The organism is Geomonas agri (genome assembly GCF_020179605.1).
Classification (GTDB): Bacteria; Desulfobacterota; Desulfuromonadia; order Geobacterales; family Geobacteraceae; genus Geomonas; species Geomonas agri.
Genome location: NZ_JAINZO010000002.1, coordinates 939,154 through 963,785, shown reverse-complemented (window position 1 = coordinate 963,785; position 24,632 = coordinate 939,154). Strand labels below are relative to the sequence as shown.

The following is a 24,632-nucleotide window of genomic DNA, read 5'->3' as shown; positions in this document are numbered from 1 at the left end:
GATTTGCTTCCCATCGAAACTCGGACTGCATATGTACTAAGTGAGTAGAAGAGGAGGTCACAGGCTGAGCTGCCCGCCTTGACGGCTTTTTCCATGTCTTAGGTTATGATCTGTACTTCGATAAAAACTCTTCAACCACGGCGTACTCCCGTGCATCTAAATATTCGTGACCTTTTAGCTTCAGAATGGCAAGCGCGAGCTCCCTCCCCGGCGTATCCGCTATGCAAACTGGACCTGGGGCTCTGTGCGAGTAGTATTCTTCATCCTCAACTGCTGTGACCGCAATAGCTACCATCGTTTGGGGGAACACGGGATGAGCGTTGTCCCGCTTAATGATGGTGCACTTTGTTTGCTGTCCGGCAACCTTACGGTCCAGTTTTTGTAGTAACGTTAGCAGGTTGCGCCGCGACAGGTAAACTCTGCATCTGACTTTCTTGTTTTCGATCGTGTCCATATCACCCCCTAATTTTCCAAATCGATCCATAGCTCCGCTCCCACTGCATAAGCCAGAAGCAAGGTGTTTGGCTGCCAGGCCAAAGATAGCAGCAGGACAACAGTTCACTCATAACTTCTTGGGACGTTGACGATCAGTCCTGCCCGCAAAGCGATTCGGATATGTCCATTTATTCTTTTAAGCCAGGTCAAAAGGCACGGTGATAATTTCGTTCACTGCAGGGTTGCCATATACAGCTTTCCCAGTTTTAACCAACAAATTGGGCAAGATCCTAGCTTCGCCAGGGCTATGGGAGTGCCCGCAAAGAACCAGCATCTGCGCCTCCACCCCTACCATAGCTTTTCGTAAGACCTCTCCAACAGCCTTGCAACTGAAGTGAGGAAGGTAATCGTCATTTGATATTTCGCCTTCGTGCCAGCAGGCTTCTCGGAAGGGTGGCACATGGGTTAAAACGATCACCTGCTTATATTTCTGTACCGCCCTAGGAAGAAGTTTCATGAAATGCTCTGCAGCCTCATCTCCTAAATAATGCAATTTCTCAAGCCGTTCTGCTGAGGTTAGTCCTTTCAACTCCTCGATCAATCTGTAGTCATTAAGCATCACTTTGGAGCCAAGAAAATTGCCAAATCGCCCATCCGCCCAGCCGTCATGTCCTATGAGACATGCATCCGGCGTTATCTGAATCAGTCCGGCCTGCGGCAACCAGATGAGCCTCTTGGATTCGGCACATACGCGTGCAGCTCTAGACCTGACATCTGCTATGGAGCCTCTGTAATAATCATGATTTCCCAAAACAAAGTACACTGGAGGTTCCACATTTTCCATCAGAGTCCTTAGGTAAGACTCAATGCCAACGGCTTCACCAATGTCTCCGCTTATTAAGAGAGCATCAACCTTTAGATTGTTTATGCTTGAACAAAATTCTTTACGGGTGTCTATATCTAAAAAGTTCAAATGCGGATCGGTCATCCATGCTAGCCTTAGCATTGTCGATACCCACCTTTCTTTCAACGAAATCACCACCTAAACTTAGCTTGGCGCTCCTGCTCTGCCTGCAATCTCTCTTCCGGGGTCATCCAACCGGCCAGTTGCTCCAATGCTCTCACAGATCCGACAAGTTCCCTTGCCTTTCCTAGCCGCTCGAGAAGCTGCTCTCTATTTTCATCTCCAGATCTTACAATCTCCGATTCCGCTTCTTCAAAAAAAGCTTCGATCCGTTTCACTTCGCCCCAGGCCTTGATGATTTGTAGAAGTTCACTATGGCTTTGCTCTATCGCTTGGAGTCGCTGCCTTTCAGCCTCCCTCCGTTGAGATTCCAACCGCTCGGCTTGCCATTTTTGTCTTTCAATTTCAGCCTTTCGTTCTCCCTCTTTGAAGAGTTCCACGATGGTTTTAACTTCGGTCTCTAGATCTTTAACTACGCCCACGAGCTTTCGTGGGAAATCCCCAGGTTTTGCCTCACGCCACTGCCGCAACCAAGCCACCCTCTGGTAGGGCGAGTACACCTGTAAGCACAACCGACCGCTAGTCAGATCCTGCTCAGTTCGCCAAGAATGCGATGAGGTGTACCTTGAGCGCTTCTTTGCTGGGAGTTCTGTGATGCGAAAATACTTGCCATCTTTGTATTCTGCCTCCACCCTCTCTGTCGTCTCGAAAAGTGTGAGACCAAAAGCCACGTCCCCGATGAAAACTAAAGTCGCACGAGACGGCCGCCATACATCTGAATATTCGTACTGTCCTCTCCGCCCACCTTCTCGCTCCTCCACTGTGTGATGTTTAAAATTCTGCCCGTATGGTTCCATGACTACCCGATGCCCACGCTTTTCAAGGAATAAATAAAGAGCATTGGCGACATCTAGAGCCCTGTCTAAGGTGGCTTTGGAAGAGATGATGTCAGGTAAGATGCGCTTTCGCGGGCTCAAAAGCCCGGAACATGTCTCGTTGGCCTCAACAATTATTTCTTTGGCCCCCATTAGTATCGGGTGCCTATCTGGCAACTGCTTCCCCCTTAATCTTTTTGCGACATTCACCTGCGCTACCGTCGGTGGGGGGAATTGTGCGACTCGCGTTTGACCATACCCAGATCGCCACTCAAGCTCATCACCTGGCTTTGCTTCTGGTAAAGGAACCGGTTTCATTTTTTTGCCAGCAGCAAGCATCGCCCAGTACCCTCTAGCGGGACGTGGGACCCTAAGGCGAGTACAGATCCTGGCTAGGAAGCTTCCGGAGACGTCGTACCTTTCCGCTACCTTCGTCATAGGCTCAGCCCAGACTTCCTCATGCAGCTTTTCTCTTGTAATGGTGCCATTAACTTTTCTTGACCCCACGGCTACCACCCCCAAAGCACGATGATTGAGCTACTCGGTATCTGCCTTATTGCTCCTCAGGTGCTCTTGCAGGGCCACTTCGAGTTCGTCACTCACGTCTGTCCACTTCAGGTCCGGGGATGCCATGTTTTGCCAAACCCATTCTGCATCTGGATCACGCCCCGGCGGCCCCACCAATTGGTAAATTCGACCCGAGCGAGTGGTTACTCGTGCCGTACTTGCATCAAAGTTTTGAATTGCCGTAGAGACCCGACCTTCATGATCTGAGATGTTGTAGCCAACAAGATACCGAGAACCGCGCTCTGTTTGCCTGACACTCCATCGAATCAATTGCAGACTTGGTTGCTGAGAGACAGAGGGGACTCCCCATATGCCAGCGGTAATTTCGACTTTGCCATCCGATATTTTCACCGTCATTGTCTCTCCTTTCATGGTTTGATATGCAAGCCTCAGGTTGCACAATGTGCGCGTCGGGAACGCGAGGATGTGCCTAACTTACCTGATCTCTTTCGTGGCTACGGTTGAGTTCACTATGAGCTATTCCTAAACTCTACTGCAGTTATGCAAGAAGCTTCTAGGTCCTGCAGTTCCGGGATCCCCCTCAACCAGTCGGAACCCTTTTCCAACCAGCCATTCCAGTTTCGCCAAGTCATCCCCCGCAGGTTCAAGGTCTCCTGGTCGAGTCAACTGGGCTCTCCACTTAGCCACACGATTATAGCCATAACCTACATGGTCCTTATTTCCTGGGCTTGCGGTTGTCCGGGGGAGTCAAAAACGATCTAATCATTTTTTGCATATCGCGCCGCTTGCCATATGGTTTAACGGCATGAGACTCGACAGCCACATCATCAAAGCCTGCAGTACAGGTATCAATTGCATCGAGCCTGTGGCCCATGATTGTTTTTGTGAAACAGTCTATTTCAACAGTGAAGCTATACCGCTTTCCGTTATTCATGAATATCATGTTCCTCTGCTCGGTTGCCGATCCATAGTTGAGCTCTTTTCCCTTTTTGCCACCATTTTTGTTCATATTCTCTCCCGATGTAATTGCCCTATCCTGAAGTGGTTTTTTGGTGCTCAACCGGATGATTAGTCTCGCCATTCGTTACCCGAGCCCTTGGGAGGCAGCACATGTGTTTCCACCAAGGCTTCGCCCTTCCACAGCCCCGGCTACGATCGGTCGGAACATGTTGCCGATGTCTTCTTGTAAAAGTCGCGTTATTAGAATATGCCGCAGCGGATTTATCTCTTTTCTGCTGTCCTTTAGGAACCCAACAATCCAATTTGACCGAGGTGCTATGTGTAGACTCTCCGGCAGTTGCGCGAGAAGGCTATCGCTGAAACACCTATTGAAGGCTTTTGCCACTTTTTTATGGCAGAGGAGCGACTTCAGTGCCCCGTTATCTTTGACTTGTTCAGGTACAAGGATATGAGCGAAGCCCATTTCAACCTTCTTGGCTTCATAGTTTAGATTTATCAACTCATCAGAGTTGTCGGGTAGTGGGTTGTTCAAAAGCCAGTGAACTGATGATGCAATAAATTTCAAATGCTCTGCCTCTTTCGGCGTAGGCTGGTACGAAGGCTCTACTCGGGGAGGATCTTCGTTCAAGAGGTACAGGTCCTTCTTATTCCCGGTGGATGTCAACGGCAACCCACTGTCGATCAAGAGCGTCCTATGCCTGTAACAAAATTGAACCCCTGGGAGTTGATGGTCGCGATGCCAGTACGCTTCCCCAAACTTCTCCCGATCTGCGGCAACGCATCTTTTGCAGTATTTAAAATTTCCGCCGATAAAGCTGTTGAACCTGATAAAACCTCTCTGGGTTCGTCGTTGCTCACCTCTATTTGACCCCTTCACGTACCTCAGCGCTTCGCCTCTTCGGCCACTCGACAGGAACGGTCTGTAGAGTGGGAAAAAAGTGTGATTTTCGACGAGCATATCAGCGTTGATAAGGGAATCCTCGTGCAACTGGCTGCACAGGTGTTCTAAGTTGCTTGGATACAGTGTTAGCGCAGCAGTAGTTGCGGAACCTAGCAGTTCCTGGCAAGTGTGCCGATATGCTAGATTGCCAGCGCGATAATGATACCGAGCAAAAATGCTGTATAAGAATTCGTGTGGATAAGGTCTGGGAAAAAAGGGCAGCATTTGTCCTCTTATGATTCGTAGGTGCTCTTCAATATTAAGCGGTCTATCTCCCGTTGCACGACATCGGTGACCTCAGTCCCCATACCGGCTATACGACAGATGCGCCACGCTGTCAGAGGTTGCCCTTGCCTCTTGAGTTCTTCCACTGCTCGCCGGACCCGTCTCAAGGCAAACCCGTCTTTCGATTCACACACCTTTTGGAGTTGACGTCCGGTAAGGGGCAACTTGTGTAACTTGTGCTGCAGGATGAACAGCCCCCCAATGTACTTGCCTAAAGCGCTCACAGTCACTCTCGTTGGTTTTCCCAACCTGGCGCGAATTATCCTCTGAGCTTTTTGGATAGCAGCGGCCACTTCCCAGTCGCGCCTAGGCCAGTTGACACGTAGGTCGCGGTTCTTTGAATAGGGCAGTGGTGGGGGCATATTCGCTTTCAGCCAGTCACGGTCGTGTCTGTACAACCAGACATAATCAGCTTGAGCTAGACTTCTCAAGAGCTTCCGACCCGCGCTGGGGAAGGACGACCGCAGCTTAATCCACCTTGCCCGTCGAATATCGACTTCATTTGAAGTGGTTGCAGGACTTTGTAGCGGCCTTACTTGAAGATAAGAGATGTGCCTCGTCACCGTCTTAGATGTGACGCCGAGGTGTCTTGCTATAGCCCTTAACCCGATTCCTTTTTGCCACCATCTGAGCAACTCACTCTCCCAGACCGGCCCATACTGGATAATTCTTCCAATCCTGTACCTGTCCTCTCTGCCGCCATCAGGTCCCGTACGTGCGTAACAAAAACCACATGGGCAGATGAAGTTCCCAACAGGCTTCCCGCTCTCAGAATTCCTTGTGATTAGGCAATGAGTAACGACAGATTTCTTGTAGTGAGGCGCGACTGGATTCAAACAAGGCCAGGGGCCACGACCAAAAGGAGAGTGCCCGACCATACCTCCGCTGAAAAATTCATTCACATCTACTCCTAGAAACCCCATGAGGAGGATGTGCTTTAGGGGGTGAGAAGCTGTGCGAGGTTTGCGAACAAGCCTGCTCAGCCAGCTATCCCCACCCTCCGGCTGTACCTGGCAACCAACTCTTTGGAGAAACTGCTCTCCGTAGTACGCATTAAATTCCCGGATAAGCTGCTCTTGATAAACCCGCCCAGAAAGTGTTGCCAAATCACGAATCCGCAAGAAATCCAGATAGCGCCTCCTTATCCACTTAAGACCTGGCCATTCGTCATCGTTCGCATGCAATAGCCAAGCAACGTTTGAAGCGATCAACAATTCTGCCGTACTTGATGCTTCAACCGCCTCCTGCTCCACCGCTCCACCTGCCAAGTTCGGCAGCGGATAGAACAAGTGCTTGTTTAATTGCACCTTCACCGGGAATTCGGTGGCAAATAGAGACACTCCGTGCTTGTGACATACATGGACGCCGGGGACATGGTGACAACGATGCCAAAATGCCTCACCGAACCTTTCTTCATCCGCTTTGAGACACTCAATGCAGAACTGTAGGTATCGCGGGTGGTGGACGGTGCTCGCCGTCGCCCCAATGGCCACATGGATGCTACCTCCGCGCGTTGACTCCAGCATCCATTTCGTTATTCTCGCGAGGCGTGCTTTCGGCAAAAAAGGCCGGTACAGAGGCAGCATTGTGTTTTCGCTAAGCAACCTGTTCGGAGTGATCAACGTTCCTTTTGAGAGCTGGTTACAGAGATATTGAAGCCGGTTAGGCAGGTCGACGGTCGCACAGGCAGTGGACGACCCGAATAGTTCCAGCATGGAGGCTTTCGGACTTGCATTGCAACTACGCAGATGGTACCTGGCGCATACGCTGTAAAGTAGTTCATCTGGGTATGGCGCAGGAAAAAATGAAAGCATACCGCCCTCAACACACTTCAAGGAATTCGTCTGCGGGCTTGATAACGCCTGCCTGCTTAAATGCTTCGTAAGGCTCCATAGCTTTTGGCCTCTTGTTAAAGATCTCCCGGAGATCCCCGCTAATGGAAACCACTTTTTTCTGAGGCCGCACACCGGAGGGTTTCGCCCCTGTTACTTCTATTTTTTGATCGGCCTCGTGCTCTGCAGCAATTCGAAAGGCTTCGGCTGTGGCTAGCTTGATGTTGCCTTCCTCCACGAATCTCGCGACAGCCTCACCAGCACATTTGACAGCCAGGAGTTGGCTATAACCAGCCTGTACAAGCAGCTTAGCAATCTTATCCTCAGGAGGATCGACGTAGTCTTCATCAGTGTTCAGATCATGATGTGATTGGTTTTTTAGTGTATCTAGGGTCCCACTTAGTATGATCCGGTGCTCAGCCCTCGCACGACATCGATCCAATAAGCTCTGGGGCAAGTATAAATCAGGAATATGACTAAGTGCTTCTGTATCCCCTCGTCGTAAGGCATCTAACATTGGACGTGCAGAGTGCAGATTTGCTCGTGCTACATCCGAGACTAGGTCAGGGGTTATCCGTTCATCCTGAGATCCTATGACCTGTATCTGTGCGAGCATGTAAAGCTTAATGCAGATATCTGCTATCCCTTGAGACTCTGCGTAAAAAGCCTTCCTCAGCGCAGGGGTCAGGGGTGTCACTACATTTGTAAACTGGTATTGCCAAATACTCTCCAGAAAATAATCCCAGATCCGGTCAGGACGCATGTTACTCATGACCATCTCACCTTGCTTGCCGGAACTTCTTCGGGCACTCGCAAAATCCTTTGTAAAAAGATTTGCAGCTTCAAACGTCCCGATAAGGACAACTGGAACGCCCAAATTGTTTGTGAGTTGAACAAAAAACTTCAACATGCGGTCTGCACCACCGCTTGCAGCCCGGTTTAGCCGCTGGATCTCATCCACAACTAATACCCCTAGTCCCATACTTGATGCTCTCATCGCCATCAGTGGGAGGAGGTATTCCGCAGTCATCCCCGAATAAATCTTTGGATCACTCTGCTTCCCTAATACGGAGTCAGAGACCACAAAAAAACTTTGGCATAACGCTTTCAAAGAACCGTCAGAGGGACACTCCAACTTTAACCACACTAGTTGCTTTTGATCAAAAGCCTGCCCTTGGTAACTTGTGTGTACTATGACTTGCGGCAGCAGGGACAGTGCGCTCTCAACTGTGGTTGTTTTTCCAACACCGCTGGGCCCTGTACAGTTAATTCCACTACCGTTCTTTCTGATATATGGATTATAACCGGAATACAGTCCGACCCAGTCAAGGTGAGGAAATCCTCTACGTACCTGCTTTATCCACTCGGACGAAAGGGGATTACGGGCTAGATATCCATCAGTGATCATTCGCTGGAACTTCTTAAATATCAGTATATGATCAGGCAATGGAACCATGCAGTTCGTAACTCTTTGAGCAAATGTAACTCTATCTAATGCGGTGTGTTGCCTCTCCTTCTCGTCATAGTACGGCATCCGTCTCAAGAGACTAGCGACTTTTTCATCATTGATTGGCGGTGGCAATGCCTCAATATAGGGGTTGCAGGCATAGGTTTTATCTGCATGTTCAACGTATGTTGCAGTGACAACGTCCCCCCTGAAGAATGAAGTGTCAATCCTCTCTTTTGACATCAGCTATCACCTTTCTCGCTTTCCTTAATTGTCGCTAGCAAATCCATTTGTTGCTCCGCAGCAGTCCTTACTTTGGCTTGGTCCTTTATTTCACCTGCAAACGCGAGAACCTTTGCGGGCTCCATGTTCTGTTTAGTAGGTTTCAGATCAAAAGCCTCTTTTTCTCGAGCCTGCTGCTTTGCAACCAATCGATTTTCCTTAATCTCCTTAACTCGCCTTGAATTGCTCACCTCAGGGCGCGATCGATCTTTACTTCTTGCTCTAGCGTCTGAGAGTTCAGCCTCAAGCATAGCGTGCAAGCGAGCACTGCTTTGTATAGCCTCGGTTTCATGAACCTTAGACTTTATATCCTGTATCTCGAAGAAATCTTGAACCTCCTCAACACTAGCACCTTTAAAACGAGCATCGGCATCAACCAAACAACAGGTTTCAAATGTTTTATCCTTCTTGATGAGATAAATTATGTCTGCTTTTCGAATATCATAGGAAACCTCAACGTTCCATCTCCCCTTCATTCGGGCCTCAACGTACCACTGTTCCCGCAATGCTAAGTCACATGTGTAATACATCTTTCTGAAATAAATTCCTTTTTCTGTCACACTAGCAGTGTCTCGAGGCATTAGTGCAAGCTTTATCACGTCCTGTGTTTTCTCACGTAAATGTCCCGACCTGTTTAGTATCCCCCAATTCCACAGCTTAAGTGGTATCGGGTCTACCTTGTCGGCAATCATTGCTCGATCGAGACGATAGTCGTTCAGCCATTGGCATTGGTTATGTTCTAGCACCATGACTATGATGAGCTTTGTAAATTGATGAATGTTTAAAGTTGCATCCAGTCGATGATCTCTTTCACCGGGTCCTATGTCGTGAACTGCGCCTGGCAACCAGTCAATCACTTTTTCATTTGTGATACCAAATTGACGTTCCACTATAGCTTTAAGGTCTCCACGATATGGAGCGCAATTAGCTACCCCGATGTTTAACCTATCTACTAAAGCATCCGAATTAATTGAAAGAAGCTCTCCACCATCTCCCACAAACTTCTCGCATAGATAGCGACAAGGCCATTCATGTTCACTAATTTCAATCCCATACTCAGCACAGAAGGCGACTTTATCAGCTGCTGTATTAGCAATAGCCATCATTGCTGCTGTCCAAGAAGGGCTTTCAAGCCCTACATAGAGCCCTACTACCATCCTGGAGAATACATCTTTCACAAAATATACTACTGGACGCCCTATTATCCTTGTCGGATCCAGTAAACTCACTAAATAGACATCTGCTATTGTTGCATCTATTTGGTATAGTGACCCTGGACCATTGGCCATCTTAGTGGAATCTCCAAGAATGGCCCTAGCAACCAAATTGTATTTTTTTTCACCCAATCGTTTCCGCTGAGTTTCAGCATAATCTTGAAGTTTATTGAACCAGTAACGAAACTGCCCGTAGGTGGGAACTGTGTGGCTGGGCGGCATTACATTTACAACCACACCTCTTTCAAATCTTTTCCCAATACTGTAAAAATGGACTTTCATTTTTTGATAAACCGCCGTAAGCGGCCTGTTGCCTTGCTTGCTATAGTAAAGTTTTATAGCAATATTAAATATTTTCTTATCTTCTTCGGTAACATTTACTCCTTCAAAATCCGGATTTAATTTCTTTTTTTTGCTTGGACGCCCCCTCTTAGCAACTCCATTCTTTAAATCGCCACTGGCATCCTCTGTACTAATAACTCTATCTTTGCCTGGCGCACCACATCGATCATAGCACGGCAGCAAAGCATTTTTTGTGTTTCCTCCAACCCAGTATCTATAAAGAAACTTGTATATTTCAGATTTTGTCACCTTATGTTTTTCAACTACTGATTTTACTAGTTGTCCTCTTTTCTCAGAAAAGTATATATTTGGTTCATCCTCAACAATTTCCTGGATTAATTCGAACGCTCTATCCCGGCTATGTCGATGTTTATCAATATAATTTTCATCAGCACAAATTTGTTTTGTATTAGGGTGTATCGTCCTTTGGATTGCCTTGCCACTATTTAATGCAGAAATTATTTCTTTTTTTTCACGTATGTATGGAAGCTTGACGTCACCGTTTAGCTGAATTACAAAACATTGATCATCCATAGCATATAGTACACATTCCAACAGATCTTTAGGTGAATCGACCATTGGTTTAACTACATAGCTTTCAGCTGATTCGGTAATCCACTGTAAAATCGACCCCTTTATTATTTTAGGCATCTACAGCCTCTAGCCGAAACACTGCTCTTTCCACAACTTTTAGCGGTAAGTCCGGGGTCAGCTTCTGCTTCATATCCACACTCCATGTCTGGGTGGCGATCAAATGCCTCACTATCCACAGACAAGTCCCCCCGGGGAGACCGAACCTTTCATCAAGGGCAAGTGCAACATGTGACAGTGGCGTAGTGTTGTGCACTGCCATCTGCTGATACAACGCCTCTTCTGCCTGTCGTATTATCTTTTCCGTTAACCTACAGGGGGCATCGTCAGAATAATACGCCTTGTGAACCCACCCGACATTGCTTGCGAGGTTCTTCGGGAAATCTCGATCAGGGGTGATGATCCCCCAGTCGATCTTACGATCGCGCCAGTATGTCCGCTCTATTTCTAGCTTTTCAATTACTCTGAAGTCGTTAAGATCTTGCGACAGCTTCACTGCTCTCGCAACCATCACAATCCTCCCCTCCACTAAAACATCTAAGATGAAGTCAGTTGTCATTACAGTAAGGTCCTCTGTTCCAGGGACTCTTGGGTGGGTTATCCCAAGGCGATCCGCGATCTCAATGGTATCCTCCTGCCGCAGTGGAAACTGCTCCCTGATATCGGTAATTCGTTGACACCATTCAAAGACCATGAAGCAGTCATCTTCTCCATTTGCAAGGCAATGATGTATCCGACCTGTCTTCCAACCAGGTTCCCGATGGCGTAACCCTTTTGAAGGCACCTCACGAACCGTCAGGAATGGCGTGTACTCTTGACCATGGCGCAAGCCACGCCCCTGCTTGAGTTTTGAAGCATCACTAGCTTTTGTTCTACGAGGCATCGCTATTCCTTACTGGACTAGTTTTGATCTCACACGAACCTTACAAACAAATGCAAAATAATCAAGAAAAAAAATGATTAAAAACCATTTGTACAATTATATTTATACAAAAAATACCCGAATTTTACTGTCACATACAATACGCGCATTGTTCGTATTCAATTTTTTTTAGTTTTGTAATATCAAATAGTTGTGAATGTAAGTTTTTCGAACGTTCATTTAGCTAACCGTTAGCTAAATGAACGTTTTTGTGCCAAAAAAATTGTAAAAATTTTTTGCCTGAGAGGGGTGCGGACAGGGTAGGACTGCCAGGCTGCAGACGGAAAGGTCCCATAACATCCATTTATGTAAAGTTGGTTTGGGGGCTTGAGGGGGGAGGCTGGAAGAGAATTAGTGAGGGGCCAGGTAGCCAGAGTGAAGGCTTGTGCCATAGATTAAGATTTATGGCACAAGCCCCTACCTTCCTGATTCCAAGTAGTTGGCCGCATCAAAAATCAGGGTCAGAATTGGGGTATGATAAGTAGGTTACGCCAGGGTATCAACCGAAGACCAGAACCCGGACCTGCAACTGGCCGCCCTGCGCCAGGCAGGATGCGAGAAGATCTTCACTGACAAGGCAACCGGCGCAAACACGCAGCGCCCGCAAATGGCAAGGTGTCTCAAGAGCCTCGAAGAGGGGGACTCCTCACGATGTGGAAGCTCGACCGATTGGGGCGCTCCCTACACGACCTGATCGTGATGCTCGACGACCTCAAGGCCAGGGGCATCGCCTTCCACTCCGTGACGGAGGCGGTGGACACCCAGACGCCGACGGGGCGCGCGATGTGGCAGATGATCGGGATATCCGAAAAGCTGAAGACCAATTATGACAACAACAAATAATCCAAACTTCGAATGACAGGGGAATGCTTCGTCGGAGTTTCTGACTCAGGGGATATTCCCTATTTGACGTCCTAGTTTTTTTCGTGTATATTTTGGCGGCTTTTAATTTTAATGAATTTATGAAGTGGAATTGGGAGGCGGCATGGGGGAACAGCTGTTCCTGGAACGTTTTGTCTGGTTTGACAATGAGACCAGGCTCGAACGCTACCCCAACGCCTTTAAACTCGCGGCACAGTTTGAAATCAGCACAAAAACCGCCCAACGCTCCATCGACTATTTCCGCGACCGTTTGCAGGCACCGCTGGCCTACCTACTCACCCGTAAAGGATATGTCTATACCGACACCTCCTATCAGTTACCAGTAACGCGCATCGCCGAAGTAGAACTCCTGGCGCTGCTCATCTCACGAAAATTGATCGCCGAAGCGTCAGCCGGCCCATTGGCAGAGGACCTGGAACACATCTCTCAACGGCTAGGCTCCCTTCTTACGGCCAACCTCCCAGGACGCGCCAAACCTGAAGACGCCTTCTCCTTTCGCTGGAAGGAGATTAGCCCCGCTGACCCACTCACCTTTAAGGTCGTTACTTCTGCCTTACTGCAGGGAAGACTCCTTACCTTCTGCTACTACTCGCCGACAGCTAGTAACTGCACCATGCGCACGGTGGAACCTCATCACATGGTAAATTACATGGGTAATTGGCACCTGATCGCCTACTGTCATTTGCGAGGTGCCTGGCGCGACTTCATGCTGGGCCGGATGACTCTCACGCAGGCAGATGGTCCAGCGTTTCAGTTCCGCCCGGATGAGGAGTGGCGACCCTACCTTGCCAACACCTTCGGCATATTCCAGAACCGGGACACCTTCAAGGTGGTGCTCCGCTTCTCCCCCGAGCGTTCGCGATGGGTGAAGGGTGAACTCTGGCACGAGCACCAGGTAGCCGAGGTCCAAGCTGATGGCTCGCTGATGTTGACCATCCCGGTTTCCCACCAGGCGGAAATAATGATGGAGATCCTAAAGCACGGCTCGCAGGTAGAGGTCCTTGAGCCGGGGTGGATGCGAGAAAAGGTGATGAACGAAATTGCAGGCGCCCTGAGAAAATATCGACAGTAGGACGCTGCTTGGGGGAGGTGTTGTGCTAGGTTCCTTGCACGCTACCGCTATTAGGCCTAACAGCGATTTCTTTATTGACTGAGAGCAGGCGGAAAGCCCCACTGTATTCCCAAATAGAATCCTGAGCCCAAGTATAATCCATGGCAGTATGACGATTTTGGAGGACTTTTTAATGAGGCCTGGGCTACTGGAACGCGAATCAGCATGGAAAAAGGAAATAAAAGAATCGTCGTACCTGGGGGAGATATCCCTTTCCCTGCCGGAGCTCGACCAATTATGCAAAACACTGGGCACAGGTGCCCTGAACCATCCCGTGGCACTAACCGTACTGGCAATCAATTGTTGCTATTATTGCCTAGACAATGACGGCTTCTGGCCACATTTCTGCTCGAGGCTGGGCCTGTCCTACACCGTAAGCAACACAGCAAAGCTCGGTAGCCGGATTGAGGACTATCTGGGCTCGGTCTATAAGAACTTGAGGCAAAGGTCTGGCACGTACCGTTACGTTGGGGCCATTCTAGAGCAATGCGGGATAACACGTAAACAGCTACCCCGCTTCGCCGACTTCCTCAGGGAGATGGAAAGAAAACACGGTTGGGACGGGATACTTGGACTCAACTATCCACGGTACAGGGAGCAGGTGCCCGAGACTGGCTCAAAGTACCTTCTTGGTTTCTTGGACGATGAAATCGGCTGGAAATTCGTCAGGAGCGTTGCGAGCAACCTGTCCCAGCGTGACCGTGGAATCATCGACAATGCTGAGCTCGAACGGCTGGGAGGTTACCACACTTCATTCTGGCGCGAAATCAACCAGTATCTCGAGTTCCCCCCACCCAAGAGCAGGCCAAGGAGCGTTCCTCTCCCCGTGCTGGCACTCGACCCCACTACCCGGTCCCTTCAAATCCGCCTGGATCTTGATTACACGAATAAGTCGCGGTACCGGCTGGACGGGGAGATCGTCAGGTCTAGCACCATTTCACTACGCCGCAACAAGGAGGAAGATTTCAAAGAATCCTACGCGTTCGAGGTGCTCACGGACGCTGAATGGATGCCCATTTTCCTTACGGGCTGGGTGCCCAGAAGCTCGGAATTCGCGTTCTTCCACGAGGTCAGGGGGTACATCCGGGACGTCAACAAGCTAAAACCCGGCGCCTACTGGTTGCTAGCGGGCAAAGACGTGGCCGTGCCCGAGGAAATAATCCTTTCGAACCAAGGGACCTTGTCACTTTTCAGCGGTTACTACGCCGTGTTCGAAATCAAGATCGCCCAAAATTCGGACCTGTCCGTATTCGGTGCAAGCGCTGTCCTAAACAAGGTGCCATACCTGTCATACCCCGAGTGCTGCAAGCGACTCGAAAGCGCCGCCGATACCCGGGTGGTCTTCACGGGCGGGCTCCCCACGATACAGGTGAACAATTTCGGTCCAGAGGCAAGCTCCGGCTATGCCCTCGTGGCTGAACTGGAAGGGCACCAGAAGCGCGTAAGCAAACAGTTCATCGACGGATTAACCGTCGACCTCGTAGGGCTCGGGTTCAAGTACCCGGGAAAGGGGTCATTGTGGATCGAGGCTACCAGCCGCATGGTTGCCCACGCGGGGGAGCAGGTCGTCGACAGGCTCGACTTCGCGGCCATCATGCCATGCAGGATCGAAGGCCCGAACTACCTCGTATCCAGCGACGAAAGCGTCGAAATCTCGTTCGCAGGACCAGGTAACTACTCGCTAGAGCTTGCCGAGGGCACAAAGGTTGCCGACGATGGCACACGCTGGATGGTCGGCCCGGAGGTGCGACTGGTAGAAGGCACGTTGCTGGCAGGCGATCTTCCCCTGAGGGTAACCCACAGGCTATACCGCGCCAACATGGTACTCGGTGACGATACCGACACGATCCTTACCGGGGATCTCGACTCCGGCCTCGCCGTCTTCGCCGAAGGGGTGCCTGGAACCTCGCCCGGCCTCTACCTGGCGGATTCCAAGAAGCGCGGGAAGATTTGCTCGATGGGAAGCTTCAACAAGGCTGGCCGCATCGAGCTCAGCACGTTCTCGTTCAGGGACGCGATACTAGCAAGGAAACCGAGACCGATCGCAGGTAGGTTCGAGATAGGCAGACCGGGCGGGACGGTAAAAACGCCGGTATTTTACCTCGACGTCGATCAAGCGTGCGACAGCATCTGCCTAGCAGACAACGAAAATTACAAGGCCGCGTGGCAAGATTACCTGTCCCCCAGCCTCGGGCAGGTCTTCAATACCCTATACGACCTCGCGGTAAAGGCAAACGTCGAGTCGTGCGCGGATTTAAAGATGCTCCCCCTCCCCCCCCGTGTCAGATCCCTCTGGAATACGTTCACCGCGTGCTCAAGGGTTCTCGACGGCACAGGCATCGCTGCAACCGGCGCCGAAGGACTCGACAAGGCAACCAGCGATGCCTTGGCCTGGTACTCAGAGGCGTCCGCGGCCCTGGAAGGAACTATAGCCCCTTACAGATTGCTGCCCCTGGCCGAAGCCTACCCGGGGTGTGCCGGGATTCCCCTAGCACGCTGGAAGCACGCACTGGAACTGAAGTTATCCGAGATCAAGGAACAGGCAAACCCCGGTGAAAACCTTCGCGAGGCCATAGCCGAGTGGGCAGGCGAGGTAAGGGGCCATCCCAAGAATACGTACTCGGGGCGCATCGCGGAGCTTTGTTCCGGCAAGGAGCTCGTAGATTGCTGGCGGCTATACTTCAAGCACGGCAAAGCCGTGCAAGCGTACCAGGGGGCAGCCAAGCTCGCGTGCAAAACCGACGGGATAGTCCGGGACCTGGCGAAGCTACTGGGGATGCTCACGCTGGTTAAACTCGGGTGCGCCGAGGAGGCAGCCATTTCCTTCACCGGCGGTTGCAACCCGCTCCTGTTGCCGCTATTCGAAACCTTGGCGACGGCCGCCAGCGAGAGTGATGGTTGCAAGGTCGACATTTTCCCCATACTCGAAGAAGACTTCGAAATATTCAGTAAGCATGCGGCATGCTTAGAAGGAGACCAGCTTGGGACAGCAAGAACAAGAAAATAACGCAGTAACCAGCCCTGAAGAGGGGACGGACAAAGAAACCTGCGTGCCACCCTTGCATGACGCAAGCCCCGATGAAAAGGCGACGGCAGAGCTCGCTGCCAAGCTGATGGACGGCCGCTGTTTCGAGTTCAGCTTGACCCGCGGGTACAGCGCGGAAGCCATCGTGAACGCGGTTTCCTCCAACTGGGAGCACTGGGGGAGCGATTCACGGATGAGAGCCTCCGGGCTGCTAATAAACGCTTACAAGCAGAAAATCGGCACCCCAAAGGGAACGGTCATCACCGAGTTACGGGAAGGGATCGCAGCCAGGATCAAGGGGCTGGACCCAAGCAACGCCTTGCGCATCCTGGTTAGCATCGGGACACACGGGCCCAAGCAACTCAAACAAGGCGAGATAAGCCCCCAGCTTTGCAAGTCCATCCAGTCCCACATGCTGCAAGGTGAAGGGGCGCGTTACGAGGGGCTCTTCGTGAAGCAGAGGGCCGAGGAAACCAGGGTTTTTGCCCAGCACCTCGTGGCGGCCACCGGTCCATACGGCGGCACGAGAGACCCAGCACTTCCCGCGAAACAGCTCGAGCTCGCGAGGTCTTTCCTCAAGCACGATATATTCCCTCTGCTAGACAAGCAGTCGATCTACATGATCGCCGACTGCGTAAAAACCTGGACCATCTCGATGCTGCCCGACCTGGTGGAAATATGCGGGCTCTTTTCCAGCCTGTACCCCGATGCAGAAAATCCTTTCAAGGCTGCTTCCCAGCTCGCGCGGGTCGAACGCAGCGAGCCGCCGCCCTGCAAGGAAACCACGGTCTGCCCCCAGCCCGGACCGAACGATATCATGACCATGCTGGGCGAGTGCTTCAATAATCTCGAATCGGAACTGGCTTCGAAGACCACGGAAATTGACTCGCTGAGAAAGCGCATCATCCAGTTGAATTCTGACAGGCTCCAGCTCGACGAAGGAAAGGAAAACAAGAAAAAGGTCATAGACGAATTGAGGGAAAAGGTCAGCGACCTGCGAGAAGAAAAGCACGCGTTAACCTCCACTATCAGGTCCAAAGATGACGCGATAGCCGCCTTGCAAAAAGACATTGAAAGCCTTGGCCAGGAAATCAAGTCGTACGAGGCCAAGTTATCGGCATTGTCGGATGCCCGCGACCAAGACGTCGAAAGCCTAGTGAGCAAAATAGACAGCGTCTCCGAGCACAAGGTCAGCGAACTGAAAAGGAGCATCGAAATGGACCTCCGGCCTCAATTCGTTGAACTCTCGCACCTTCCAAAGGACGAGATTTTTGACTTCCACGTTCACGTCCTAAACGCGATATTCAGGAAGCTCCGCGACAAGGGGATCGAGATCCAGGAGGCACGGCAATGAACGTATTCGGCATCGACTTCGGAACCACCAACAGCGCAGCGGTTGCATTGATTGGGGGGTTACCAGTTAAAATTGGCCACGGCGACAGGCCCTTTCCCTCGATAGTCGCGATACACAAGGTAACGGGGAGGGTCGTCGCCAGGGGATTCGAAGCCTGGCAGCAAAGAGAATCGCTTCGCGAGACCTGCGAGGTGATCACCTCCCCTAAAAGCTACCTGGGCTCGAACCACGTGTGGAAAATAGGGGGGCACGATTGGCTTCCGCTCGACATAGCTGCCGAGGTCTTCAAGGGCCTCGCTGATAAAATCGAGCCCGTTGCCGGAACGGTGACGGAAGCAACTGTTTCCATCCCCGTAGGCTTTGCACCCGCGAAGCGCCGAGAACTGCGCCGAGCAGCAATGAAGGCCGGCATCAAGATTTCAAGCTTCGTGTCGGAGCCCACCGCCGCCCTGCTGAAAAACCACGACAAGGTGAAAATGTGGACCAAGATCGCAGTCCTCGACTGGGGCGGGGGCACGCTGGACATCTCGGTCGTTGAGCTAATGGGCAAGGAGGTCCGGGAGCTCTCCGCCGTCGGCATACCGCTCGGTGGCGACAACCTGGATGCCAAAATCGCGGAGTGGGCCCACAACCACCACCTCAAGACGGCGCAGGCCGGCGTGCCATTCCACGAGATCGACGTGAAGTCACGAGACAGGCTCCTGGCAAAGGCAGAAGATGCAAAAAGGCAACTCGGAAACTGCGAGGTCACAGACATCATGCTCCCCTCTTACGGGGGAATGGGGAACCTAAAGGTCAAGCTAACCTTAGACACGATGAAGTCCTTGCTTTCGCCCGAAATCGAGACCGTGCTCGATGGCTTGAAACAAGCTGTTAACTCCGAAGCAAAGATGAGCTTCGACGAGCTCGGTTGCGTCCTCATGGTAGGTGGAAGCAGCAAGCTAGCCAGCCTGTACGAAAGGATCGTCGATCTCGTTTCATGCGAGGTGATCGCACCGTCCCCCGAGGCCGACTGGGAGGTTGCCCAGGGCGCCGCCATGCTCGACCACCTGCAAGGGGCCCACGTAAACAACGACAACATCGGCATCGAGCTCTGCGACGGCTCTTTTTTCCCGATCATCTCCAAGGGCACCGAGGTCGAGCACGTGAGTAACAGCCTGAATTTCGGCATCGTCGAGGATACCCAGAGTGCCTGCTTCAATTTCTACAAGGCCCCGGGAAACGCCCCCCTTGCATTTTCGGGATCGAGTCGCCGGCGGGTAGGCAGCCTCGTAATCCCTACCAACGGTTTCGTAAACGAGGCAATCAATGTCGAGTACACCATTGACCCTGACCTCTTTCTCAAGGTCTCCGCCAGGAGCGACCACAAGGGGCAGAGCGCTACGCGGTCATGGGAATACGACCAGCTGCTGTTCACTTACCACCTCCCCCTCGAAGGACACCAATAATGGAAAAATCAAACGTGTCGGTCAAGAGCAACGTCTACGTCCTAGACGGGGAATTCCCATTCGGCGAATCAAATTTCATCAAAAAGGTTAAGGACCTGAAGGCCCTCGCGATCCTAAAGGGTGCAAGATTCAGCAACGTGCACCTCCAGGATTGGCAGCTCAAGTTAATCGACCGCGGAATGCACTGCTCGGTTCACGACGAACGCGAACGCCCTTTTGGCCTCGTGGCCAGGGGTGACAAGCTATACTTCGAATGCAGGTGCTCGATAATACGGGAATGTCCTCACGCGTCGGAGGGAAGGTGCTGGGAAATTTACAGGGGGTAAGCATGCCTTTCGCTGGCGAAATCGACGCGATCGAGTTCAACCGGGACCTCAAGGATACCTACAAGCGGTACCTTTTCACCTCGAACATGATCTCGGACCAAGACCAAGACTTGAAGAATGCCTTCTTGTCAAAACTGGGCGACGAGTACGAGATCGTCCGCGGGCCCTACGTTCACGCAACACCATGCTACAGGCCAGCCCAGTCCGTGAGGCAACTGGTCGGCGGGCAGGACGACGTCAAGCTCGCGAAGGGAATGCTCGACCTTCCCCACGACGTATTCGACCCGGACAGGCCGCTGTACTCCCACCAGGTCGAGGGGATGAACCTCCTGGCCAAGGGCCGGAACCTGGTGGTTGCAACGGGAACCGGCAGCGGCAAAACGGAGAGCTACCTCCTCCCCATCCTGGACTCGATTCTGAAGGACCCGACCCCCGGCCTGAGGGCCATCATCGTCTACCCACTGAACGCGCTCGCGAACGACCAGCTTTTCCGCCTCCGGGACCTGCTACGGGAGATGCCCACGGTTACCTTCGGTCGCTACACGGGAGAAACCAAGGAACGGGCCGAGGCGGAGGGTGGCCTCCCCAACGAGCGTAGGAGCAGGAGTGAAATCCGCGAATCACCTCCGCACATACTGCTCACCAACTTCGCGATGCTCGAGTACCTCTTGCTCAGGCCAACCGACTCTGAGCTGTTCGTGCGAAACAAGCTGCGGTTCATAGTCCTCGACGAGGCCCACACCTACAGCGGGGCACAGGGTATCGAAATAGCGATGCTCATGAGGCGACTAAAGACCCACCTGGGTGACCGGGATGACGGGATCAGGTTCATCCTAACCAGTGCGACGATCGGTGACGGAGAAAATGCGAAGCCAGACGTTGCCAGGTTCGCCTCCGACCTCACAGGCAACCACTTTGAAGCACAGGACGTGCTATCCGGTGAAACCGTGAATTCGTTCGTCGACAACATGAAGGACGAACCTTCACTTGAAAGCCTCGTCCTAAAAATCGGCGGGACTAGCTTCGCCGAGTGGCAGGTTGCCCTCGGAGATGCCACAACCCTTTCGAAAAAGCTGGGCGAAATAGGATTTCCCACTGGCGACGTCGCTGCCCGGCCAGTGCCGAAAATCCTGTACGAGGCTTTTTGCGACTACTCCCCCCTGGCCAAGATCCATGACCAGTGCAGGAAAAAGCCAGTTAAGCTCGAGGAGCTCTGCGATATTCTGGGCCTCGAGCAGACAGGCGAAGCGACGGGGATCATCAGGTGGCTCGTGACGATGGGAGCACACGCCAAGAAATCGGCCGACTACGCGCCCCTGCTGCCAACGAGGTTACACTATTTCTGCAGGGGACTTGCCGGTGCTACCCTTTGCCTGAACGACGGATGCGGGGCAAAGGGGGCGCACGCACACACCGGGTGGAGCGATTTTTTCCTCGACGACAGGAATACCTGCCCAACCTGCGAGAAAAAGGTCCTGCCGATCCTTACCTGCACGCATTGCGGGTTACCGGTCGTGCGCGTTTACCTGGAAGACGGGAAGTGGAAGAAATCACAGGATCCCTCGGCTAGCCAGGTAACCAAGCTCCTGACCTGGGCGGATGACGCCGAGGAGGGATCGGACGAGGACAGCGAAACCGATGCCGAAGCCAAGAACATGACGCTGTGCCTTTCCTGCAACCAGGCCTCAGAAGGCAGCCAGATGCCCCCATGCTGCGAGTCCCCCGTTCACCGGACCCTCCAGCTTATCCCGACGGAGAACGACCTAGGGGCATTACCAACCTGTACCAGCTGCGGCGGAACGAGCGGCAGCAACTTCCCCTCAGTGCTCCGCGAATTCATGACCTCGGAAGATGCACCCACGGCGGTCCTGGCCGAAGCCATGGTTAGGAACCTGCCATACGACGCCCGGAGGCGAGACGCGACAGCAAACGGCAGGAAACTGCTCGTTTTCTCGGATTCCCGCCAGCGTGCGGCCTTTTTCGCCCCCTACCTCCTGCAAACCACGGCCGAAACCGCATTCCAAGGCCCCCTGGAAATGGCTATCAGGAATGCCGAGGAAGACAGGGAGGGCAAGCCGGTCTCGTTCAGGAAGGTTGCACTTGCGTACGAGGACGGCTTCGAAAGCATGGGGACGATAGTGTTCAAGGACAAGGAACGTGGCGTTACGTTCTACAGGCTGGTACCAGCGGCAACGGCCTCGGAAGACAACAGGGAAGAGGCCCGGTACGAGGCAGAGCGCGTCCTTTACCGCCATTTCTGCTCCTCCCAGAAGCAGAAAACGACCTTGACGGGGATGGGGATTGCAACGCTGGCCATCAGCCACACTCCCAACGGGAAATCAATACTCAGGGACAGGTTGCCCGAACTTTTCGGCATCGACGAGGAAAGGGGCTGGCAGGTGCTGCACGCGCTCATCGAGATAATGGTCCAGCGAATCGCGGTTGACTTCCCTTCCCACGTGAAGGCCAACCCGCATGTGGTACCCTTCGGCCCAGCGAGCTACACCTTCCACCTGAGCGACAATGGACGGCTCGACGTCAACACGAGCAACTGCAGGCAACTTTACCGGTGGAGCCCGTACCTCGGGCCCGCGAGGGGACGCAACCGGTCAGTGAAGGGGTCCAGGCAGCTGGGAATCCTGTGCAGGGCACTCGGCCTTGACAAGTTCTCCGACGAACAAACCCTGAAGCCGCTGCTGTTGAAAATCTGGGATGCCTTCATAGCCGGTGGGGTGCTCAGCGAGGTCGGGGTCACCTGCCCCGGGGAGTACAGGGTGAACCGCGACCGCCTGGCCATCTCAACCCGTGCCACTCTCTTCGCATGCGACACCTGCGGGAAGGTCACCACGCTTGGCAACCTTGGCTTTTGCACCAAGGTAGGCTGCAGCGGGGTGCCCCGGCAACTTTCACCGGACGAGATCGAGAGCAGGTTCGAGACGAACCACTACAGGAAAAGGTTCAAGCAACCGGCCCTGCCGCTCGAGGTCCGCGAACACACGGCCCAGCTTGCCAACGAGCTGGGCAAATTCTACCAGGAGCAATTCAACGAGGGGAAGGTGAACGTCCTGAGCAGCTCCACGACGTTCGAAATGGGCATCGACGTTGGGGACCTGAAGGCCGTCATGCTGCGCAATTTCCCCCCCAGCGCGAGCTCATACATCCAGAGAACGGGCCGGGCCGGGCGCAGGCAAGACGGCGTCTCCGTGGCCCTGACCTTTGCACGCAATGTCCCGCATGACCAGTATAACTTCCACGAGCCGACTCTTGCCATCTCGGGGAAAGTACACGTCCCCATAATAAACACCGCGAACGTGCCCCTCGCCCAGCGCCACTGTAATTCCCTGCTACTAGGATGCTTCCTACGCGGGATCGGGAACCCCAACGGCGTTAACCTCGACAAGCTGAGTCTTCAAGATTTCTTTGTGGAAAGGATAGCAGGAAGCACCCTCGTCGAAACCTACAAGGCATGGGTGCTTTCAGCCGAGAGGAGGAAAGCCCTCGAGACGGACCTTTCGAGCATCATCCCCGGGGATTCCACGCTACGACCCGGGGTGGCCCTCGAGACGTCGGTGGACTCGCTTGCAACGGGTGACAAGTCGGTCTGGGTATACCACGTTTCCGGGGAACTCAAGCAATTTGCAGAAAAGATCGAGGAACTGACGAAGGAGTCGATTCGGCTGATGGGTAACGGTGATATCGAGACTGGCCGCAAGCTCGCCACCAAGGCGTCCATAATGCAAAGGCTCCAGAGCCAGTTCCTGAAGCAAAGGCTCATCGACTTCCTGAGCAGCTGCTCCTGGTTGCCGGGCTACGCTTTCCCACAGGACATTGTGAAGCTCAAGGTGCTCGACTCGGATTATGCCAAGAAGATGAGGCTGGAACGAGACCGGGAGGTCGGGATTTCCGAGTATGCACCCGGGGCAGAGATAATTGCCGACGGCAAGCTCTTCACTTCCGCCGGGGTGGAATTCAAGGGGCAACCGGACCTGCGCTGGTGGATTAATTGCCGCGAGTGCAGGAGGATCGAAACGGGGCGGGTCACGGACGATCCACCCGACGCCTGCTCGAACTGCGGCACCTCGTTCCTCGGTGCAAGCGCCCCGCGGGATTACATACGCCCCGACGGCTTTACCACCAGCATGGAGGATCCCCCTGCCATGCCGAGGCTGAGCAGGCTCCGACCGCCGCGAACGTCGGAGGTATTCCTGCTCGAGGGGGCCGACTACGACTCCTTCGCCGAGAGCAAGGTAGGAGGCATCACTTACGGGATCAAGAAGGGCGGTAAACTGTTCAGGGCAAACAGTGGGAACAAGTTCAAGTCCTTCCTGATCTGTCCCACGTGTGGTAAATTCTTCACCTCCCCGCCTACGGCACCCGGGCACGACAAGCCATGGGGACCACGCTGCAACGGGAGGCCGAGGCCGCTGGACCTTGCCCACGAAATCGTCACGGACGTCCTGCAGCTACGGTTTCAGGGTTGCTGTCCCCAGCCCCCGAACCTCGTCGAGGGCGGTGCCTTCTGGCGATCCCTCTTTGCCGCGTTCATAAACGGGGCCACCGATTGCCTGGGGATTGCCCAGGGAGACATCGACGGGACGTACCACGGGTGGAGCGAGGAGAGCTACATTGGGGAAATCGTCGTCTACGACAGGATCCCCGGGGGAGCCGGGCACATCGACAGGATCGTCCAGAACATCGATGACGTGTTGCGCTCGGCCTACAGGAGAGTAAAAGACTGTTCCTGCATCGACTGGGACGCAAGTTGCTATGCCTGCTTGCGGAGCTATTCCAACCAGTTCTACTGGGACGACCTGCAGAGAAGGCCCGTGATCGAGTGGCTGTCGCAGGTACTGGGAATCGAGGAGTGAA

17 protein-coding genes and 2 pseudogenes are annotated in these 24,632 nt (G+C 52.8%); 8 read left to right on the top strand and 11 right to left on the bottom strand.

What is annotated here, in order from left to right; translation table 11 throughout:
* Positions 1-103 precede the first annotated feature (103 nt).
* The 11 genes and pseudogenes from K7R21_RS15710 to K7R21_RS15660 form a co-directional block, all read right to left on the bottom strand.
* Positions 104-454 (bottom strand): hypothetical protein, encoded by a 351-nt coding sequence (locus tag K7R21_RS15710; RefSeq protein WP_224984222.1) that lies wholly within the window; start codon positions 452-454, stop codon positions 104-106.
* A gap of 177 nt (positions 455-631) precedes the next feature.
* Positions 632-1,441 carry a metallophosphoesterase family protein gene (locus tag K7R21_RS15705; protein ID WP_224984221.1) on the bottom strand — a complete coding sequence of 270 codons (810 nt, stop codon included), beginning with the start codon at positions 1,439-1,441 and terminating at the stop codon, positions 632-634.
* 29 nt (positions 1,442-1,470) lie between these two features.
* Positions 1,471-2,712, bottom strand: a complete 1,242-nt coding sequence (locus K7R21_RS15700) for a hypothetical protein (RefSeq protein ID WP_224984220.1) — start codon at positions 2,710-2,712, stop codon at positions 1,471-1,473.
* A 99-nt stretch (positions 2,713-2,811) separates the two neighbouring features.
* The gene (locus K7R21_RS15695; protein WP_224984219.1) at positions 2,812-3,198 is read right to left on the bottom strand and encodes a hypothetical protein; all 387 of its coding nucleotides are present in this window, start codon (positions 3,196-3,198) and stop codon (positions 2,812-2,814) included.
* Between the two features lie 319 nt (positions 3,199-3,517).
* Positions 3,518-3,883 (bottom strand): hypothetical protein, encoded by a 366-nt coding sequence (locus K7R21_RS15690; RefSeq protein ID WP_224984218.1) that lies wholly within the window; start codon positions 3,881-3,883, stop codon positions 3,518-3,520.
* 3 nt (positions 3,884-3,886) lie between these two features.
* Complete coding sequence (locus K7R21_RS15685) at positions 3,887-4,327, bottom strand: TnsD family Tn7-like transposition protein (RefSeq protein WP_224984912.1); 441 nt, start codon at positions 4,325-4,327, stop codon at positions 3,887-3,889.
* 177 nt (positions 4,328-4,504) lie between these two features.
* Positions 4,505-4,927: pseudogene (locus K7R21_RS20975) on the bottom strand (TniQ family protein); the annotation flags it as partial.
* Positions 4,928-4,935: 8 nt separating this feature from the next.
* Positions 4,936-6,801, bottom strand: coding sequence for a TnsD family transposase (locus K7R21_RS20970; RefSeq protein WP_224984217.1), 1,866 nt, complete (start codon positions 6,799-6,801; stop codon positions 4,936-4,938).
* Between the two features lie 7 nt (positions 6,802-6,808).
* Positions 6,809-8,509, bottom strand: coding sequence for an ATP-binding protein (locus K7R21_RS15670; RefSeq protein ID WP_224984216.1), 1,701 nt, complete (start codon positions 8,507-8,509; stop codon positions 6,809-6,811).
* The gene (locus K7R21_RS15665; protein ID WP_224984215.1) at positions 8,509-10,755 is read right to left on the bottom strand and encodes a Mu transposase C-terminal domain-containing protein; all 2,247 of its coding nucleotides are present in this window, start codon (positions 10,753-10,755) and stop codon (positions 8,509-8,511) included. The genes K7R21_RS15670 and K7R21_RS15665 overlap by 1 nt, the downstream gene beginning before the upstream one ends.
* Positions 10,748-11,389, bottom strand: coding sequence for a TnsA endonuclease N-terminal domain-containing protein (locus K7R21_RS15660; RefSeq protein ID WP_224984214.1), 642 nt, complete (start codon positions 11,387-11,389; stop codon positions 10,748-10,750). Before K7R21_RS15660 ends, K7R21_RS15665 begins: the two co-directional genes overlap by 8 nt.
* A 721-nt stretch (positions 11,390-12,110) precedes the next feature.
* On the opposite strand from K7R21_RS15660, the pseudogene K7R21_RS20965 reads away from it, so the two are divergent.
* The 8 genes and pseudogenes from K7R21_RS20965 to K7R21_RS15625 form a co-directional block, all read left to right on the top strand.
* A pseudogene (locus K7R21_RS20965) lies at positions 12,111-12,311 on the top strand (recombinase family protein); the annotation flags it as partial.
* Positions 12,269-12,460 carry a recombinase family protein gene (locus K7R21_RS20750; protein WP_404813659.1) on the top strand — a complete coding sequence of 64 codons (192 nt, stop codon included), beginning with the start codon at positions 12,269-12,271 and terminating at the stop codon, positions 12,458-12,460. The pseudogene K7R21_RS20965 and the gene K7R21_RS20750, both read left to right, overlap by 43 nt.
* 142 nt (positions 12,461-12,602) lie before the next feature.
* Positions 12,603-13,571, top strand: coding sequence for a helix-turn-helix transcriptional regulator (locus tag K7R21_RS15650; RefSeq protein WP_224984213.1), 969 nt, complete (start codon positions 12,603-12,605; stop codon positions 13,569-13,571).
* A gap of 172 nt (positions 13,572-13,743) precedes the next feature.
* On the top strand, positions 13,744-16,617 hold the full coding sequence (locus K7R21_RS15645) for a hypothetical protein (protein ID WP_224984212.1): 2,874 nt from the start codon (positions 13,744-13,746) through the stop codon (positions 16,615-16,617).
* Positions 16,592-17,989: a hypothetical protein gene (locus K7R21_RS15640; protein ID WP_224984211.1), complete on the top strand. Its 1,398-nt coding sequence runs from the start codon at positions 16,592-16,594 to the stop codon at positions 17,987-17,989. The genes K7R21_RS15645 and K7R21_RS15640 overlap by 26 nt, the downstream gene beginning before the upstream one ends.
* Positions 17,986-19,437: an Hsp70 family protein gene (locus K7R21_RS15635; protein ID WP_224984210.1), complete on the top strand. Its 1,452-nt coding sequence runs from the start codon at positions 17,986-17,988 to the stop codon at positions 19,435-19,437. Before K7R21_RS15640 ends, K7R21_RS15635 begins: the two co-directional genes overlap by 4 nt.
* Entirely contained in the window at positions 19,437-19,763 is a 327-nt protein-coding gene (locus tag K7R21_RS15630) for a hypothetical protein (RefSeq protein WP_224984209.1), read from the top strand. Before K7R21_RS15635 ends, K7R21_RS15630 begins: the two co-directional genes overlap by 1 nt.
* 2 nt (positions 19,764-19,765) lie before the next feature.
* Positions 19,766-24,631, top strand: a complete 4,866-nt coding sequence (locus K7R21_RS15625; RefSeq protein WP_224984208.1) for a DEAD/DEAH box helicase — start codon at positions 19,766-19,768, stop codon at positions 24,629-24,631.
* Position 24,632 lies beyond the last annotated feature (1 nt).